At 68.2% G+C, this 17,126-nt stretch carries 15 protein-coding genes and 1 pseudogene; 4 read left to right on the top strand and 12 right to left on the bottom strand.

Annotated elements, in window-relative coordinates; translation table 11 throughout:
• Positions 1-81: 81 nt before the first annotated feature.
• Together dinB and B1818_RS08830 are read right to left on the bottom strand one after the other, a co-directional pair.
• Entirely contained in the window at positions 82-1,329 is a 1,248-nt protein-coding gene (dinB, locus tag B1818_RS08835; RefSeq protein ID WP_078112494.1) for a DNA polymerase IV, read from the bottom strand.
• Between the two features lie 61 nt (positions 1,330-1,390).
• On the bottom strand, positions 1,391-1,777 hold the full coding sequence (locus tag B1818_RS08830) for a YkvA family protein (RefSeq protein WP_078112493.1): 387 nt from the start codon (positions 1,775-1,777) through the stop codon (positions 1,391-1,393).
• 132 nt (positions 1,778-1,909) lie between these two features.
• Between B1818_RS08830 and B1818_RS08825 the strand changes: the two genes are divergently transcribed.
• Positions 1,910-2,746: a class I SAM-dependent methyltransferase gene (locus tag B1818_RS08825; protein ID WP_078112492.1), complete on the top strand. Its 837-nt coding sequence runs from the start codon at positions 1,910-1,912 to the stop codon at positions 2,744-2,746.
• Between the two features lie 293 nt (positions 2,747-3,039).
• On the opposite strand, the gene B1818_RS08820 is transcribed toward B1818_RS08825, so the two are convergent.
• The 7 genes and pseudogenes from B1818_RS08820 to B1818_RS08790 form a co-directional block, all read right to left on the bottom strand.
• Positions 3,040-3,444 (bottom strand): VOC family protein, encoded by a 405-nt coding sequence (locus B1818_RS08820; protein WP_078112491.1) that lies wholly within the window; start codon positions 3,442-3,444, stop codon positions 3,040-3,042.
• A 148-nt stretch (positions 3,445-3,592) separates the two neighbouring features.
• Positions 3,593-4,933, bottom strand: a complete 1,341-nt coding sequence (locus tag B1818_RS08815) for a carboxylesterase family protein (protein ID WP_078112490.1) — start codon at positions 4,931-4,933, stop codon at positions 3,593-3,595.
• Positions 4,930-7,071 carry a cation-translocating P-type ATPase gene (locus B1818_RS08810; protein ID WP_176455908.1) on the bottom strand — a complete coding sequence of 714 codons (2,142 nt, stop codon included), beginning with the start codon at positions 7,069-7,071 and terminating at the stop codon, positions 4,930-4,932. Before B1818_RS08810 ends, B1818_RS08815 begins: the two co-directional genes overlap by 4 nt.
• Positions 7,072-7,158: 87 nt before the next feature.
• The gene (locus B1818_RS08805; protein ID WP_058252919.1) at positions 7,159-7,446 is read right to left on the bottom strand and encodes a DUF1490 family protein; all 288 of its coding nucleotides are present in this window, start codon (positions 7,444-7,446) and stop codon (positions 7,159-7,161) included.
• A gap of 122 nt (positions 7,447-7,568) precedes the next feature.
• Complete coding sequence (locus B1818_RS08800; RefSeq protein ID WP_078112488.1) at positions 7,569-8,396, bottom strand: alpha/beta hydrolase; 828 nt, start codon at positions 8,394-8,396, stop codon at positions 7,569-7,571.
• A 34-nt stretch (positions 8,397-8,430) separates the two neighbouring features.
• A pseudogene (locus tag B1818_RS08795) lies at positions 8,431-9,267 on the bottom strand (alpha/beta fold hydrolase).
• Between the two features lie 221 nt (positions 9,268-9,488).
• Positions 9,489-10,328, bottom strand: a complete 840-nt coding sequence (locus B1818_RS08790) for an alpha/beta fold hydrolase (RefSeq protein ID WP_058252922.1) — start codon at positions 10,326-10,328, stop codon at positions 9,489-9,491.
• Between the two features lie 173 nt (positions 10,329-10,501).
• Between B1818_RS08790 and ilvD the strand changes: the two genes are divergently transcribed.
• The 3 genes from ilvD to B1818_RS08775 all read left to right on the top strand — a co-directional run bounded on the left by ilvD (position 10,502) and on the right by B1818_RS08775 (position 13,747).
• Complete coding sequence (gene ilvD, locus B1818_RS08785) at positions 10,502-12,217, top strand: dihydroxy-acid dehydratase (RefSeq protein ID WP_078112487.1); 1,716 nt, start codon at positions 10,502-10,504, stop codon at positions 12,215-12,217.
• A 174-nt stretch (positions 12,218-12,391) separates the two neighbouring features.
• Complete coding sequence (locus B1818_RS08780) at positions 12,392-13,336, top strand: manganese catalase family protein (protein ID WP_058252924.1); 945 nt, start codon at positions 12,392-12,394, stop codon at positions 13,334-13,336.
• 144 nt (positions 13,337-13,480) lie between these two features.
• A complete protein-coding gene (locus tag B1818_RS08775; protein WP_068972112.1) occupies positions 13,481-13,747 on the top strand; it encodes a lipopolysaccharide assembly protein LapA domain-containing protein in 267 nt (88 codons plus the stop codon).
• A gap of 36 nt (positions 13,748-13,783) precedes the next feature.
• Here B1818_RS08775 and B1818_RS08770 read toward each other — a convergent pair whose 3' ends face one another.
• From B1818_RS08770 to B1818_RS08760, 3 genes are all read right to left on the bottom strand, one after another.
• Complete coding sequence (locus tag B1818_RS08770) at positions 13,784-15,109, bottom strand: alpha/beta fold hydrolase (protein ID WP_078112486.1); 1,326 nt, start codon at positions 15,107-15,109, stop codon at positions 13,784-13,786.
• Between the two features lie 112 nt (positions 15,110-15,221).
• On the bottom strand, positions 15,222-15,866 hold the full coding sequence (locus B1818_RS08765) for a bifunctional 2-polyprenyl-6-hydroxyphenol methylase/3-demethylubiquinol 3-O-methyltransferase UbiG (protein ID WP_078112485.1): 645 nt from the start codon (positions 15,864-15,866) through the stop codon (positions 15,222-15,224).
• Between the two features lie 85 nt (positions 15,867-15,951).
• Positions 15,952-17,115 (bottom strand): MalY/PatB family protein, encoded by a 1,164-nt coding sequence (locus tag B1818_RS08760; protein ID WP_058252971.1) that lies wholly within the window; start codon positions 17,113-17,115, stop codon positions 15,952-15,954.
• Between the last annotated feature and the right edge of the window lie 11 nt (positions 17,116-17,126).

The following is a 17,126-nucleotide window of genomic DNA, read 5'->3' as shown; positions in this document are numbered from 1 at the left end:
GGTGGTCACATCAGAAGTGTTGGGGGTCACCGGCATCACAGTCACGCTTGGGCGCATAAGTAGCGTTTCGCGCTTTTCGCGCTAGTCGGGCAGCATCGGTGCGTCGTCGCCGTGGTTGCGTCCGATGAGCACCGCGCGGGTGACCGAGTCGCGGCCGAACCGGTCCCGCAGCAGATCCATCGTCGCGTCGAGTTCTGCTCCAGTCGCTGTCGGCCCGCTCGCTCCGCTCCCGGCGCCGGCGTGATCGGTGTCGAACGGCAGCGTCAGCTGGATGTTGTCGTGGTCGTCGAGGTTGGTCAGCGACAACCCGACCAGGGTGCATCCCCGTTCGCGAATGAACGGCATCGCGTCGGCGAGGAGGCCGCGTGCCGACGCCATGATGAGGTCGGTGCGGTCGGTGGACTCCAGCAGGGTGCGGGACCGGGTGGCGCGGGTGAAGTCGTCGAAGCGCAACCGCAGAACGATTGTCCGACAGACCCGTTCGGCCGTTCGGAGTCGTTTGCCCAATCGTTCGACGATCGCGGTGATGGTCGCCTCGAGGTCGGCCTCGGACTTCGGGCGTCGGCCGAGCGCGCGTTGTGAACCGATCGAGCTGCGTCGTTTGCCGGTTTCCACCCGACGCGGGTCCTGGGCGAGTGACAGCGCGAAGAGGTGCCGGCCGGCACCCGACCCGACGATGCCGCGCAACGACCGCTCCCCGAGGGCGGCCAGCTGGCCGACGGTCTCGACTCCTGCGTCGTGCAGCTTGGCCTCGGTGACCGGACCGACCCCCCAGAGTCGACGGACCGGGAGCGGATGCAGGAAGTCGAGTTCGGTTCCCGGCTCGACGATGAGCAGGCCGTCCGGCTTGCCGACGGCGCTGGCGACCTTGGCGAGGAACTTGCTGCGTGCTCCGCCGACCGTGATGGGGAGACCGACCTCCTCGCGGACGCGGCGTCGAATCGTCGATGCGACGTCGTGCGGCGTACCGCTGATCCGGCCGAGCCCCCCGACGTCGAGGAAGGCCTCGTCGACCGAGATCCCCTCGACCACCGGAGTGGTGTCGTGGAAGATGTCGAAGACCTCCCGACTCGCCTCCATGTAGGCCTCGAACCGCGGCCGGACGACGATCGCGTCGGGACAGAGTGCCCGCGCCTCGTGGCCCGGCATCGGCGATCGCACCCCGCGGGCCTTGGCCTCATAGCTCGCCGCGAGGACGACGCCGCCGCCGACGAGAACCGGACGGCCGCGAAGCGAAGGGTCGTCCCGCTGCTCGACCGAGGCATAGAACGAGTCGAGATCGGCATGCAGGATCGACGGATCCCGCCGTTCCCGCCGCTCGATGCGCATAGAACACATGTTCGCATGACGCTCGGACATGCACCAGCACGTCCGAGGCAGCCGACGCGGGCTATGGGCCCATCGGCTTGGTGGAATCGCCGATGCCGGCCAGGCGGCGCACCGCGACCAGACCGTCATCGCTGCCGGGCCAGTGACGCTGGAGCGCACCTTCGCCGGCACGGCGGACGACCGAGCGCAGCGCCAACATCACGATGATCGCGTCGTCGGCGTAACCGAGGACAGGGATGAAGTCGGGAATCAGGTCGATGGGAAGCACCAAGTAGACCAAAAGCAGCACCAACCGGACGCGGACACCGCGGGGGAGTTCTCGGTCAGCGGCCAGCCGTCGCAGCAGTACGACGGTGTCGGGCAGTAGACGAAGGAGGTCTTTGGCCCGCAAACCGGGTGGGCGAGCGACGAGGAGAACGATCACCAGGATCACCCACAGCAACAGCACCCCACCTGCGACGGAGGTCCTGACGGCGGACGGCGACGAGGCGTTCCATCAGGACGGCTCCGTTCTCTAGGCGAAGGGTGAGACGTCCGCCACTTTATCGGGAACCGTTGTCAACACGTCTACGCTGAATCCATGCCAGGACCGAGCATCGCCGAGATCTTCAACTCGACCAGTCCCGATTTCGACCTGGTGACTCCCCTCGTCTGGGGTCCGGCGGGCGAAACCCTCGTTGCTCGGGCACGGGTCGCGCTGGGCGATGAGGTTCTCGACATCTGTTCCGGCACCGGTGCCAGCGCACTGGCCGCCGCACGGGTGGTCGGACCCGACGGACACGTCACGGCGATCGACTTCGCCGCCGATCTGGTGGAGCGTGGCCGAACCAGCGCCTATGCGGCCGGTCTGCGCAATATCGACTTCCGGGTCGACGACGTGACCGCGCTGCCCGGCCGGGAGCGCGGCGAATACGACGTGATCACATGCGGTTTCGGCGTGTTCTTCCTGCCGGACATGGACGACTCGGTGCGCAATCTACTGCCCCTCCTGCGCCCACGTGGTCGTCTCGCCGTCGCGGTGTGGCATGACGACGCACTCCACGACTTCACCGGCGCCTACTTCGCCGAGGTCGCCCGCGTGACGAACACGCCGCCGCCACCCGGTCCGCGTGCCCCGTCCGACGGACCGCCTCACCCCATCACGCGGATCGACACCGAGGAGAAGATCGTCAGGTGGCTCGGATCGCTTGGCGCAGAAGAGGTGTCCGCGTCGGTTCTCGACCTACGCGTACCACGAACCGACGAGTTCTCCTGGTCGATGGTCCTCGGCAGCGGGTTGCGCGGCGCACTCGCCGAGCTTGACGCCGACGCCGTCGAGGACGTGCGAGTCGGGTTCCTGCAGCGGCTGGCGAACGAGGGGATCACCGAAGTCGACTGCGACACATTGATTGCCGTGGGCGAACGACCGGCCGACTGACCTCGCGCCACCTCATCTGCTGGCCGAGCAGCGTCGACCGGGCGCAGCCAAGCGCCGTCCGTTCCCCGCTGGCCGAGCAGCGTCGACCGAGCGCAGCGAGGCCGCCGCGTCAGTCGAGGTCACCAAGTGGCCTCGACACGGCGCCTCGATCTCGACGCGCTCCTTCGTCGCTCGCTCGACCCGGCGGCTGCGCTCGGTGCCGGCTCAACCAGCGGAGTCGGCACAACCAGCGCGGGTCGGCACAAAAGCAAAGTCGGCTCACCCAGTAGCAATCGGCTCGCCGGCAGAAGCTTTCACCCCTGCATGGCCGCGAGGTCCATGTAGGAGACCTCCCATGCGTGACTGTCGAGATCGCGGAAGCTGCGACCGTACATCCAGCCGTGGTCCTGTGTGTCCTGCCATGGGCTTCCACCGGTTGCCAGCGCCTTGTCGACCTGTGCGTCGACGGCTTCGCGCGACTCGGCCGAGATCGCGAAGAGAACCTCGCGCTCGGTCGCGGTGTCGGAGATGCCACCGGTGATGAACTCCTGGAACTTCTCCGGCCTCATGATCATCACGAAAGACGACTCGTTGACCACCAGGCAGAGTGTGGAGTCGTCGCAGAAGTCGTCGTTGAAGTCGAACCCCAGACCGCTGAAGAACTCTCTGGTCGCCGGGATGTCGGTGGCGGTGGTGTTGACGAACAGCATGCGGGACATCGGATCTCCATCTCGAGAGGTGTGGCGTCCCCGAGGTGGGACGGTCAGAACGATAGACACACGCGGTGACTGAAACTCATCGGCAGACGACTGATTCGTGACGTGCGTGCGAGTATCGAGCGCACACTCGCGCCAGAGAACTCCGCGGTCAGGTGAAGCGGATCAGGCCCGGCACATCAGCCGGCGCGGTCCATCCGTCTCGCGCGAAGTCCGCCCAGATCCGTCGCAACGTGCGGCCGTCCTCGGCAGCCCGATCGGCGTCGTGTCCGGCCAGGATCGGGGCACCGGCCCAGATCTCCGGGGTTCCGAACAGCAACGGGATGTCGACGGTGTGCACGGCGCGCAGCGGGTGATCTGCTGCGCCCCAGTCGATGACGTACTGCGCGGCCTTTCCTCCGGCGCGTCGGTGGCGTCGGGCGAAGCGGTCGGCTGCCGACGTGTAGATGGCACGGGTGAGTTGCTGGACAAGACATTCGTACAGGCGGGTGCCGACCACCGGAACCGCGGGGAGCGACGACACCCCGTCGATCGCCGCGGTGAAGAACGCGGCCTCGCGGCTGCACCAGCCGATGAGGACCTCGACGTCCCGCGCTCGACTCTCCCAGACCCCGTCCACCTCGTTCTCGGGTGGCAGCGGGTGGTGACCATACTGTGGCCCAAAGGACATGAAGGCCGGAAAGCCATGTTGCAGAACCGCTTTGAGTCCCATCATCGACTCCTGGACGGCCAGGACCTCGTCGACGGTCGCCGACGCCGACACGTGGTGCGACGCAGCGAACATGTCCGCATGCAACCGCTCGCGGCGTCGGGTGATGCCGAGCGGCGCACTCTGGATGATGGCGCGGCGAAACAGGCCCGTCACGCCGTCGGCCGCCATCAACTGTGCAACCGCGTCGCCGCCGGCTGACTCGCCGAAGACGGTGACGGCGTCGGGATCGCCGCCGAAGGACGCGATGTTCCGCTGAACCCACCGCAGGGCTTCGATCATGTCGAGGAGGCCGAGATTCGCCGGCCGACTGACACCGTCGCCGAGAAATCCGAACAATCCCAGTCGGTAGGTCACCGACACGACGATCACCCGTTGCTCGGCGACCAGCGCCGCCGGATCGTGGCAGGGCGCGTCGGCGGCGCCGATGATGTACGACCCGCCGTGAATCCAGACCATCACCGGGAGAGCCTCGTCGGGTCGACGGTCGACCGGCACCGTGACCGACACGTACTGGGCGTGCTCGTCGCCGACCATCTCGCCCAGCGCGGCATCGCCGAAGGTGTCGTGGACGATCCCCTCGCCGTTGCGCTGAGGACAGGCGGGCGACCACGAGGTCGCATCGATCGGCTCGTCGGCCGGCGGCTGCGGGGACGGAACCTCGAAGCGCGCCGCCTGCGCATAGCGGATACCGGTGGCGCGCACGACCTGTCCGTCGGTGCGAGCGATGATCGTCCCGGCCGGACACTCGAAGGTCGCGGTCGTCGTGGGTACCTCGGTCATGCGCGAGCTTCCCCGACCGGCGCCGACGGAGCCGGTTCGACCTGATACCGGATGAGCCGAGAACTGTTGAGCACCACGGCAACCGACGAGGCGTTGTGCAACACGGCGGCGAGGACCGGTGAGAGCGCGCCGCCCGCACCGATCACCAGCCCCAGGGCGTTGACGGCGATCGACATCCCGTAGTTCTGGCGTATCACCTCGACGGTGTGCGAACCCAGATCCCGGATATCGAGCAGCTTGCGCAGATCGTCCCCGGCCAGTGCGACGTCCGCGGTCTCGACGGCGACATCCGTGCCGGCCAGCCCCATCGCGATGCCGATGTCCGCGGCGGCCAGCGCAGGGGCGTCGTTCACACCGTCACCGACAACCGCGACGACGTGACCGAGGGCTTGCAACTCACGAACCACCGCGAGCTTGTCATCCGGGGTGACCTCTGCGGCCCACCGCTCGATGCCGAGTTCGGCGGCGATGGTCGCCGCGGTGACCGGGTGATCGCCGGTGAGCATGGCGATCTCGGTGACCCCGTCGGCACGCAGCGCGTCGAGCACCTCCCGCGCCTCGGGGCGCAATTCGTCGGACAAGCTCACCAGTCCGACCAGGGTGCCGTCGACGGCCAGCAGCAGCGGTGTCTCGCGCGCCTGCCGCAACCGGCCCACCCAGCCGATGGCGTCGTCGGAGATCGCGACGCCGTGCCGGTCGAGGAGCGACGGATTGCCCAGCAGGAGCACGCGCCCGTCTTCGGCACGGGTGCGCATGCCAAGTCCGACGATGACCTCGCATTCCGCGTGCGTCGGGATCTCGATACGTCGTTCCTCCGTGGACCGGATGACCGCTTCGGCGAGCGGATGGCGCGAGTGGATCTCGGAACTCGCCGCGTACGCGAGGATCTGTTCGGGTTGCCAGTCGTCGGAGAAGGACACGACGTTGGTCACGACCGGGCGCCCGACGGTCAGCGTGCCGGTCTTGTCGAACACCACCGCGGTGATTCGGCCGGAGGCCTCGAGGTGGGAGCCGCCCTTGATGAGGATGCCGCGGCGGGCACCGTTCCCGATGGCGCCGCTGATCGCGGTCGGTGTGGACAGTCCGACGGCACATGGACACGCTATGAGCAGCATGGTCATCGCACGACGGAGGTCGCGCGTCACCAGCAGCGTCAGCGCCGACAACGCGAACGACGCGGGTACGAACCGCCGGGAGAAGTTCTCCCCGACCGTCTGGATGGGCGCGCGGTCGCGCTGGGCCTCCTCGACCCGGCCGATGATGCGACCGATCGAGGTGTCGTCGCCGACCGCGTGGGCCTCGATGACGATCCGGCCGGTGAGCACCACCGAGCCGGCCTGCACGCGGTCTCCGACGTGCTTGGTCACCGGCAGGTTCTCGCCGGTCAGCGCGGACTGGTCGACCACCGCCTCCCCGTCGACGACCACCCCGTCGACCGCCACCGCGACCTGCTCGTGCACGATCACCGCGTCCCCGACGTGGAGCGCATCGATGGCCACCTGCACCTCGGTGCCGTCGGCGAGGCGGACCCACGCCGTGTCCTGGGTGCCGCGGAGGAGGTCGGCGATGGCGCGGCGGGTACGTCGCAGGGTGAGGTCCTGGAGGAACTCACCGATGTTGAGCAACCACAACACGGTCAGCGCGACCACGTTCTCGCGCAGCAGCAAACTCGCAATCGTGGCAGCGGAGACCAGTGCGTCGGTGCCGGCCCGGCCGCCACGCAGCGAGCGGAGCGCGCCGCGGAGGAACGGGTAGCCGGAGAAGATGGTGACACCGGTGGCGACGGTGCGCGAGGCCGGACCGAGCAGCGGTGGACGGCGGAACCCGTAGCGCCGGAAACCCAGCAGGACCAGGGCTCCCGCGCCGATGCCCATCCGCAACAGGTCGGCATTGGTGACGTCGGCCGAATGCGGTGCGCGGTCAGGAAGATTCGCGGGGTCGGCGTGAGTGGCCGCCGCGATCGCATGATCGATGGCATCCCGGTCGGTGTCCGCCCGGAACCACACGACGACCGAGGCGGTCCGCGGATAGGCGTGCACGGCGCGCACACCCGTCACCCGGGCGACGCTCTCCTCGATGGCCACCGCACGCCGGTCGGCCATCGCGCGATCGGTGACCCGCAGCCACGGAACCGTCATACGCACCCGGCCCGCCGCCGACGACCGGACGACGATGTCGGTCGGTGGCAAATCGGAAGAGTACGTCGGCGCGGACGTGCTCACGATTCAGTGATCGTGGTCGTGGTCGTGAGCGACCGCTGTCCCCGGCGGGGTCGACTCCTCGCCCAGCCGTTCCTTCGCCTCGGCGACGATGTCGGCGGTGTTGAGTCGCACCGACTCGGCGACCTCCTCGGCCTTGCGTGTGCCACGGATACCCCACGTGGTCGCCACGACGGCTCCCTCACGCAGCGGGGCGCGTCGGGCGACGGTGCGTACGGCGTCGTAGGCGACGGCTCCGACGAAGCCGGTGGCGACCGTCGCGCCGGCCTTGGCGAGCAGTGCATGAAGTGCCATGTGGGGTCCTCGCTATCCGATGTGCTTGCACACGTGGTGACAGGACACCACGCTACAGGCGCACCGCGACTCACATGGTGTGGCCGCGGGTGCGGTTGTCGGACATGCGGTCCCGCTTATGTTCACGCCGGCAACGCTCCCCGCGCGGAGTGTTCCTCCGCCCACCGGAGCGCGTGGTCGGCGACCTTCTCCCACCCCGGCTCACCGCAGGTCCAGTGCGACCGCCCGGGGAACTCGTGGTACTCGGTCAGCGCCTTGGACCGGCGATACTTCTTCGCGTTCGACTTGTTCACCGCGGGCGGCATGATGTGGTCGGCCCCGCCGGCGATGAACAGCAGCGGTGCACGGTCGTCGCGCCGGTAATCCACCCAGGTCTCCTGATGTTCCGGGGTGAGGTTTGCGAACACGCCGTACTTCCAGACCCACGATCCGGGCGCGGCGATCGCGTACCGGTCGTACACCGCGCGCGAGTCGTCGTCGTTCAGGGTGTTGGTGAAGGCGTAGTGCCACTCCTTCGGTGTGAAACCGGCCGCCTTGTGGCGGTTCGAGAAGCGCTTGAGGATCGGGAACAACGACTTCACCTGCGAAAGGGGCTGCGTCCGTATGCCTTCGGTCGGCGCGGAGTTGATGGCCACCGCAGCCGCGCCGAGCCCGCGGTCGACCAGCAGCTGCGTGAGCACGCCACCGAAGGAATGCCCCATGATGATCGGCGGCGACGGCAGTTCGCGGATGATCCCGGCGAGGTGCTCGACCGTCGCGGGTACCGTCAGATCCGCGATCACGTCGGAGTTCTCCCTCAGGGACTCGACTTCCACCTCGAAGCCGGGGTAGCCCGGGGCGATGACCCGATACCCCTTGTCTTGGTAGTAGGTGATCCAGTCTTCCCAGGACCGGGGAGTCACCCACAAGCCGTGGACGAGGACGATGGTGTCGGGCGGCGGTGTGGTCATGTGCAGTCTCCGATTGTCAGGGCCCGGCGTGGGCTCAGGGGGCGGTGTAGGTGTCGAGGAAGGCGAGCAGATCGTCGTTGAGCTCGCCCCTATGCGTGTCGGTGATCCCGTGAGGTGCACCGGGGTAGACCTTCAGCTCGGCGCCGTCGACCAGTTCGGCGGACGCCTTGCCGCCCACCTCGAACGGCACCACCTGGTCGTCGTCGCCGTGGATGTCGAGGGTGGGGACGTCCACGCGTGCGAGGTCGGTCCGGAAGTCGGTGGCCGAGAACGCGGCGACGCTCTCGTAGGCGTTGTGCGCGCCCGCCTGCAGGCCCTGTCGCCAGAAGGCATCGCGCATGCCCTGCGACGGATTCTGGCCGTCTCGGTTGTTGCCGAAGAAGGGCCCGTCGGCGAGATCGCGTTAGGCCTGCGAGCGATCGGCGGTGGATGCCGACCGGATGCCGTCGAACACCTCGATCGGGACCCCACCGGGGTTGTCGTCGGTCTGGAGCATGAACGGGGGCACCGCGGAGACCAGCACCAGTTGCGCCACGCGATCGGTACCGTGCCGCCCGATGTACCGGGTGACCTCACCGCCACCGGTGGAGAACCCGACGAGCGTGAGCTCCTGCAGATCGAGATGCCGGATCAGTTCCGCGAGATCGTCGGCATACGTGTCCATCTCGTTGCCCGACCATGTCTGCGACGACAGGCGGTGTCCGCGACGGTCGTGCGCGATCGCCCGATACCCGTTGTGCGCCAGGAAGAGCTGCTGAGCTTCCCAGCTGTCGGCGTTGAGCGGCCACCCGTGGCTGAGCACGACCGGACGTCCGTCGCCCCAGTCCTTGCAGTGGATCTCGGTTCCGTCGAGCGTGGTGACGTACGGCATGGGTCCTCCGGGGTCCTACGGTGTCGATGTGGGATCACCGTAGGAGGAAACCGGAGCGCCGATCGTGTCGAGACTGCACGGTTCTGTGCTGTCCGTGACGGGTGCCGCTCCTCGCACCGACAGGACGACACCGCGACGGCGAGTTTCTCTGCGCTGCCACGGATCACGTGGCACAGCGCGGGTCTCACCGCCGCGGTGTGCGGGGCTGTCGACCGGAACCGTCAGCGCGGTTGCGTCGCGTCGACCGCTCGCAGCACCGTCCGTGAGACCGCGTCGGGGCGAGAGACCAGTGAGGCGTGCGAGGCGTTGACCTCGGCGGTGCGCCCGGGTGCGGCTCGACCGGCCAGGAAGCGCTGCAGAGCGGGCGGGATCACCCGATCCTGCTGGGACACGAGGTACCAGCTGGGCACCCGTGCCCACGACGGCGGTCCGGACGGTTCCAGGTTGGCGCGGAGCGCGGCGGATTTCTGGTGGGCGAACATGTCGGCGGCGACCGCGGGCGACACGTCCTGCGCGAAGATCTCCCGGAAGTACGGGCGCGCGATGTAACCGTCGACGTTGCGTCCGGCCACGCCGGTCGGGTCGTTCTCGACCACCGTCAGCTGCAGGGCCGGCGGAAGGAGCCGGCTACCGGGATAGGTGATCGGGTTCAGCAGCCCCTGGACGAACTCGCCCGTGGTCGGCGCGAAGGCGGCGATGTAGACGTTGGCACGGACGTCGGGGTCCTGAGTGTTGGTGATGACGAAGCCGCCGTAGGAGTGACCGACGAGGACGATCGGTCCGTCGATGGTCGCCAGCTTCTTCTCGAGCTGCTCGGAGTCGTAGGCCGGGGACCGGAGCGGATTGTCGAAGGTCTGGACCGCCAGTCCCCGGCTGCGCAGATCCTGCGCGACGTCGCGCCAGCCCGACGAATCTGCGAACGCCCCGTGCACCAGGACGACGGTCGGGGCCGACGGCTGGGCGTGGGCGGGGGCCACCGACAGGCCGACGGCCGCGGCCATCAGCGTCGAGACGAGCACTGCCCGTCCGGCCAGTTTCCGGACTGCGATTCTGGGGTTCATCCGACGGCCTGTCCAGGGGAGAACGGGGTCGAGCTGGACCTTAACCACTCCGGCGGGCACCGATCTGGTCACGAGCGCACGGTTCTGTGCTGTCCGCGCACGATCTGGTGACGCCGTCGCCGGGCATCGGGTGTTCCGACCGCTCGACGCCGAGGACCACTACTCTTGCCCTCATGACCAAGCGAACCGAACCGGACGCCGAGATCGACATCAAACCGCGTAGTCGCGACGTCACGGACGGCTTGGAGAAGACCGCGGCCCGCGGCATGCTCCGCGCGGTGGGCATGGGCGACGACGACTGGGTGAAACCGCAGATCGGCGTCGGGTCGTCGTGGAACGAGATCACGCCCTGCAACCTGTCGCTCGACCGGCTGGCCAAGGCGGTCAAAGAAGGCGTGCACGAGGGCGGCGGGTACCCGCTCGAGTTCGGCACCATCTCGGTCTCCGACGGCATCTCGATGGGTCACGAGGGCATGCACTTCTCGCTGGTGTCCCGCGAGGTGATCGCCGACAGCGTCGAAACCGTCATGAGCGCCGAGCGGCTCGACGGTTCGGTCCTGCTGGCCGGTTGTGACAAGTCCCTGCCCGGCATGCTGATGGCCGCCGCCCGACTCGACCTCGCGTCGGTGTTCCTCTACGCCGGGTCGACGCTGCCCGGATACGCGACGCTGTCGGACGGCAAAGAGCGTCAGGTGACCATCATCGACGCCTTCGAGGCGGTCGGGGCGTGCTCGCGCGGACTTATGAGCCGGGAGGACGTCGACACCATCGAGCGCGCGATCTGCCCGGGTGAGGGTGCGTGCGGCGGCATGTACACCGCCAACACGATGGCCAGCGCGGCCGAGGCACTCGGGATGTCGATCCCGGGCAGTGCCGCGCCCCCGGCCCCGGACAAGCGTCGCGACCAGTTCGCCCGCCAGAGCGGGGTCGCCGTCGTCGAGATGCTGCGCCGCGGGATCACCGCGCGCGACATCATGACCCGCGAGGCCTTCGAGAACGCGATCGCCGTGGTGATGGCGTTCGGCGGGTCGACCAATGCGGTGCTCCACCTCCTCGCCATCGCCAACGAGGCCGAGGTCGAACTGTCGCTCGACGACTTCATCAGCGTCGGCAGCCGGGTTCCGCACCTGGCCGACGTCAAGCCGTTCGGCCGGCACGTGATGACCGACGTCGATCGCATCGGCGGTGTGCCGGTGGTGATGAAGGCACTCCTCGACGCGGGCCTTCTGCACGGCGACTGCCTGACGGTGACCGGATCGACGGTCGCCGAGAACCTGGCGCACATCGCGCCGCCGGACCCGGACGGCCAGGTCCTGCGGGCCACGAAGTCGCCCATCCATCCCACCGGCGGCATCACCATCCTCAAGGGATCGCTGGCCCCGGAGGGCGCGGTGGTGAAGTCCGCAGGCTTCGACTCCGATGTGTTCGAGGGCACGGCACGGGTTTTCGACCGCGAACGCGCCGCGATGGACGCGCTCGAGGACGGCACGATCACCGCCGGGGACGTCGTCGTCATCCGGTACGAAGGCCCGAAGGGCGGACCGGGCATGCGGGAGATGCTCGCGATCACCGGCGCCATCAAGGGCGCGGGTCTCGGCAAGGACGTGCTGTTGATGACCGACGGCCGGTTCTCCGGCGGCACCACCGGTCTGTGCGTGGGTCACATCGCGCCGGAGGCCGTCGACGGCGGGCCGATCGCACTGGTCCGCAACGGCGACCGCATTCGGCTCGACGTCGGCCGCGGTCTTCTCGACCTCCTCGTCGACGATGACGAACTCGCTTCGCGTGCACGAGAGTTCACTCCCCTGCCCCCGCGGTACACGCGCGGCGTGCTGGCGAAGTACTCCAAGCTCGTCACCTCGGCGTCGCAAGGGGCGGTCTGCCGCTGAGCGCGGTATCGGTGTTCTGAGCTCATCAGACCGGGCCCGAACGTTTTCTCGGACATGACCGAGCCGGGGCCCGGCGTGTTTGCGTGATGGACGCGCGGGTACTGCTCGGCGTACCAGATGCTCCAGAAGTGCGGCCTCTGTGGATCCGCCTGCAAACGAGCTCGAGGAGAACCTGTGTACCTGCACACTCAGCAACTGATCAACGAGATCGCCGTCGACGAGCCCGACCCGGCCGCCGCCAACGCCTTGCAGGAGGGGCTGGGCGGGCAGTTCGGCGAGATGCGCACGATGATGCAATACCTGTTCCAGTCCATGAACTTTCGCGGCGATCCGGCATCCAAGCCGTACCGGGATCTGTTGCAGGGTGTCGGGACCGAGGAGATCAGCCACGTCGAACTCATCGGCACCACCATCTCCCGCCTGCTCGACGGATCACCGGAGTACAAGGGCAAGAAGACCGACCCGGTCGACAAACCGGGCGCCAAGGGAGCGACTCCCCTCAACATCGCCTTGGACACCAGCAACATTCACCACTACCTCGTCGGGGCGCAGGGCGCGCTGCCGGTCGACGCCGCCGGGAACCCCTGGTCGGGGTCCTATGTGTACAACAGCGGGAACCTCGTTCTCGACCTGCTCTACAACCTGATGCTCGAGTCCACCGGGCGACTGCAGAAATGTCGGATCTACGAGATGACCGACAACAAGACCGCCCGTTCCACGATCGCCTACCTGATCGTCCGCGATCAGGCGCACGAGAACGCTTTCGCGAAGGCGCTGGAAAGCCTCGGGGTCAACTGGGGCTCGATCCTGCCCATCCCGAAGACCAACGCCGAGCGGTTCCCGGAGGTCAAGAAGCTGGTCGACCAGGGATTGCAGAGCGTCCAGTTCACATTCAGTGCCGACAACAAGAGCGACGCGGCGAAGCTGTACCGAGGCGCGTCCCCCAGTGGCGACGGGACCGAACTGAGCACCGAGAAGATGCCCGAAGGGTTCCCGATGACCATCGCGCCCGAGCGACGCGAAGAGTTCGCTCCCGGACTCGACAAGGATCTCTTGGCGCTGATCCAGGCCACCGCCGAGGTCGAGATCGCCACCGCCGACGATCCCGGCAAGAAGTAGCCACGTCCGGCGGGTGGTGCACGGCGTCGAGCGCCGCCCGCCGGCATGAGGTGCCGGCGTCAGGTTGCGGTTTGTCCCGGATTGCGGGACAAATCGCAACGGGATCTCCGGTGACCGCCGTCGAATGCGCCTACAGTCTCTGGCATGGCCAAAGACCGTGGCACCCCGAAACCCGCTACTGGGAGCTCGTCCGCGCTGTCGAAGGTGTCTCTGCCGCAATGGATTGCGCTTGGACTGACCGTTCTCGCGGTGGTCTTCATCGTGCAGAACCGGACCACGGTGCGCATCGACCTGTTCTGGGTGAGTGTCGAGTCCCCGCTGTGGTTCATCCTGGCCGTGGTCTTTCTCGTCGGATGGGTCGTCGGCGTACTCGCCGCGCGCGGACGTTACCGGCAGCGCCGTCCGCACTGAGTTCGACGCCGCTTCGTCGGCGAAACCCGCGCGGTCTCACGACGATCGCCCGGGCGGCAGCTCCTTTCGCGGGATGAGGTGGCCGAGCAGCCACTCGTAGATCGCGTCGTCGTTCAGCAGGGTGAAATGGTGTGCGTTGCCGATGTGGAACCCCTCCTGGAACTTCAGCCCGCGACGCTGCCGCGTGTGCTGCCCGCGCCCACTCGGCGCGAGCACCAGGCCGTCACCCAGCAGACGCCCGACCGGGTGGTCGGGGTCGCGGGTGATCGTCGCGGTGACGAAGAGATGGCGAGCGCCCGCCAGCAGCGGCACGTCGGCGCCGGGCGGCTGCGACCACGCGTCCGGGTCGTGACCTATCCAGTCGTCGTCGGTCAGGCTGCCGTGGAACAGGTCCCGCACCCCGGCACTCCGACGACGCAACAATGAGCCGATCGGGCGGGTGACCGGCGTCCGGTTCAGCGCATTCGTGGCCAGGTGGACACCGCGGGCGAGTGGAGCCCCGAGGTGCGGCGTGCCGAGGCACACTGTCTCCGACACCAGGCCCGTCCAGTAGTCGCCGCGCTGATCGGCTGCGTGGCAAGCACTTCGGACGACCAGTCCACCCATCGAATGCCCGATGAGGATCAGTCGTGTCACCGGCGTGGGCCATAGCAGGACGAGTGCGTCGAGAAGGTCGGCGAGGGCGCGGCCGTTCTCGCTGATGTGGCGACCGGTGTTGTAGCGGATCTGGACCTCGGTGGCACCGATGTCGTGGGTCAGCCGCTCGCCGTATGTGGGTCGGCGGGCGCCGGGAGCGGAGCGAGCGGGCCCAGTTCGCCGGGCGCCGGGAGCGGAGCGAGCGGGCCCAGTTCGCTTCGGTCTGAGCGACCACGCGAACTCCGACTCCATCAGGCCGTGCAGGAACACGACGACGTGTCCACCCGCGTCGGGGAAGCCATCGCGGAGCGACTCGGCGTCGAGGGAGACCGGCCTGCCGTCGACGCGGATCGACATGTCGGCCGTGAGGGGCGAGTCCGCGGTTTCGAGCTCATCGCCGATGAGACCGTTGAGGATGCCGAGGAGCACCGCGCCTCGAGGGGTGTGCGAGGGCGCGCGGCCCTCCGACCAGGGCACATGGTCCGAAGCCGACCGGCCGGCGTCGAGGGCCGCGGTGATCGAGTTGTACGTCCCCTCGCTGACGGCGTCATGCACCATCCGCGCGGTGTCGACGGAACTCCCCAGGACAGGCCGGAGCATCCGGAAGACGCCCCCGGCGATGACGCGGTGCATCGCTCCGACGCCGCGCGTCGCAGCGCCGGCCTCGTACAGCCCGAGGTCGGTGAGCGCCCGCAGCTCGGACTCACGCGTGGTCGTGGCGGTCATGCCCCGAGTGTACAGATGTGCACTCAATTCGGGGCGGAGCTGAAGTCACGACCGCCACCCGTCAGATCAGATTGCGTTTTGTCCCGGTTACCGGGAAAAACGCAACGGGATCTCAGGCGGCCCGGCGTGCGCGGAGCACGACGTCGTGGGTGTGGTGACCGCCTCCCGCGGCCCGTCCACGTGCCCGCGTCTCGTCGGTGACGATTTCCCAACCGTCGCCGAGCAGTCCCGCGAAATCAGCGGGTTGGACGTAGGCGTCCGGGTCGAAGCCATGTGCACGCACATCCTCGGGGGCGTGTGCCACGACGAGCAGGGACCCGCCGGGGCCGACGGCTTCGGCCAGCCGGCGGGCCGCGTCGACATTCTCCTTCGGGATCGGGAAGTAATGCATGGTCACAAGGTCGACGTCGGCCGCCGGCACGTCATCAACGATCACGTCGGCACGCAACCACGTGATCGACGGCCGCGGGTCGATCTCACGGGCCCGATCCACCGCGACCTGCGAGATGTCGAGGGCCGTGACCTGCCATCCGCGGTCGGCGAGCCATCGGGCGTCGGCCCCCTCACCCGACCCGACGTCGAGCGCGGTGCCCGGCTCGATGTCCGACACCTCGGCGACGAGCGCGGGGTTGACGTCGGAGGTCCACAGACGGTCCGCGCTGCGGTACCGCTCGTCCCACCCTTCGGCGGTTCCCGGATCGTTGCTCCCCCGGGACTCGGTCGCGGCCTCGGGGCGATGGCTGTTCTCGGTGGTCATGTCTTCGACTCTGGCACGCACCGTCGTGAGCGGCAAGGACGGTTGCCGATCCGGCAAGAATTGATGGTGGAGCGGAGACCCCAGGTCAGTGCACCACGCCCGCGATCCGCCTGATGGCCTCGGTCAGCACGTCGGCCGAGCAGGCGACGTTGAGTCGAACGAAACCGGCACCCGGATTCCCGAAGGCGTGTCCGTAATGCAGGGCGACGCGGGCTTTGTCGAGAATGACGAGCCCGGGGTCGTCGCCCAGCCCGGTCTCGCGGAAGTCGAGCCACGCGAGATACGACGCCTCCGGCCGCGTGTACCGAACCGTCGGAAGATGCTGCGCGAGCAGCTGTTCGAGGAGATCGAAGCTCTCCCCGATGACCTCGAGGGTGGCGTCGAGCCACTCGTCACCGTGCGCCAATGCCGCTTCGGTCGCAGCGCGGCCCAGAATGCTCGTGCGATAGCGCACCTCCTCGGGTTGCCGCGCGATCAGAGCCCGGCCCCGATCCGACGCGACAACCGTGAGCGCGCACTTGGCACCGGCGAGATTGAAGGCCTTGCTCGCCGAATGTGCGGCCACGCCGACGTCACGCGCCGTGTCGCTCACCGCGAGGAACGGGACGAACTCCACGCCGGGGTGGACCAGCGGCGCATGAATCTCGTCACTGACGACAGTCGCGCCATGTGCCGCGGCCAAGCCGGCCAGTCGCGCGAGGTCGGTCGCGTCGTGGACGAGGCCGAGCGGATTGTGCGGGTGGCACAGTAGAACCGCGCGGGCCCCGGCGGCGAGGGCGCGTTCGATGCCTGCAAGATCCATCCGCCAGGCAGTCGACGACGACCCGCGTTCCTCGAGGAGGGGCACCTCGAGCACACGACCGCCGGCCTCGGGGATGAGTTCGAAGAACGGCGGATAGACCGGCGGCATCAGGACGACGCCGTCGCCGGGACTGATCGCGACGCGCAGACTCTCGACGATGACGACACTCACGTCGGTCGTCGAGCTGACGTCAGCCGGATCCACCCGCCACCCCCACCGACGGTCGGCGAACCCGGCGAAGACCTCCCCTGCCGAACCCGAGGTCGCCGCGTAACCGATGTCGGACGCACGTACCCGGTCGATGATGGCGTCGGCGACCACCGGTGCGAGCGGATAGTCCATCTCCGCGATGAACAGCGGTAGTACGTCGTCGGGGTGCGTGCTCCACTTCGCGCTCGTACGACGACGGAGTTCGTCGAGCGGCGGTGCGACCGGTCTGATGCTCACCGCTACTTCGT

The organism is Gordonia sp. IITR100 (genome assembly GCF_002009645.1).
GTDB lineage: Bacteria > Actinomycetota > Actinomycetes > Mycobacteriales > Mycobacteriaceae > Gordonia > Gordonia hongkongensis.
Note: the sequence above shows the minus strand (reverse complement) of the source record. Positions and strands in the feature narration are given on the sequence as shown.

Coding starts and splice junctions, on each gene's coding strand:
- dinB (WP_078112494.1), bottom strand. CDS start 1,329: ATGCGCATCGAGCGGCGGGAACGGCGGGATCCGTCGATCCTGCATGCC.
- B1818_RS08825 (WP_078112492.1), top strand. CDS start 1,910: ATGCCAGGACCGAGCATCGCCGAGATCTTCAACTCGACCAGTCCCGAT.
- B1818_RS08820 (WP_078112491.1), bottom strand. CDS start 3,444: ATGTCCCGCATGCTGTTCGTCAACACCACCGCCACCGACATCCCGGCG.
- B1818_RS08815 (WP_078112490.1), bottom strand. CDS start 4,933: ATGACCGAGGTACCCACGACGACCGCGACCTTCGAGTGTCCGGCCGGG.
- B1818_RS08810 (WP_176455908.1), bottom strand. CDS start 7,071: ATGACGGTTCCGTGGCTGCGGGTCACCGATCGCGCGATGGCCGACCGG.
- B1818_RS08805 (WP_058252919.1), bottom strand. CDS start 7,446: ATGGCACTTCATGCACTGCTCGCCAAGGCCGGCGCGACGGTCGCCACC.
- B1818_RS08800 (WP_078112488.1), bottom strand. CDS start 8,396: ATGACCACACCGCCGCCCGACACCATCGTCCTCGTCCACGGCTTGTGG.
- B1818_RS08790 (WP_058252922.1), bottom strand. CDS start 10,328: ATGAACCCCAGAATCGCAGTCCGGAAACTGGCCGGACGGGCAGTGCTC.
- ilvD (WP_078112487.1), top strand. CDS start 10,502: ATGACCAAGCGAACCGAACCGGACGCCGAGATCGACATCAAACCGCGT.
- B1818_RS08775 (WP_068972112.1), top strand. CDS start 13,481: ATGGCCAAAGACCGTGGCACCCCGAAACCCGCTACTGGGAGCTCGTCC.
- B1818_RS08770 (WP_078112486.1), bottom strand. CDS start 15,109: ATGACCGCCACGACCACGCGTGAGTCCGAGCTGCGGGCGCTCACCGAC.
- B1818_RS08765 (WP_078112485.1), bottom strand. CDS start 15,866: ATGACCACCGAGAACAGCCATCGCCCCGAGGCCGCGACCGAGTCCCGG.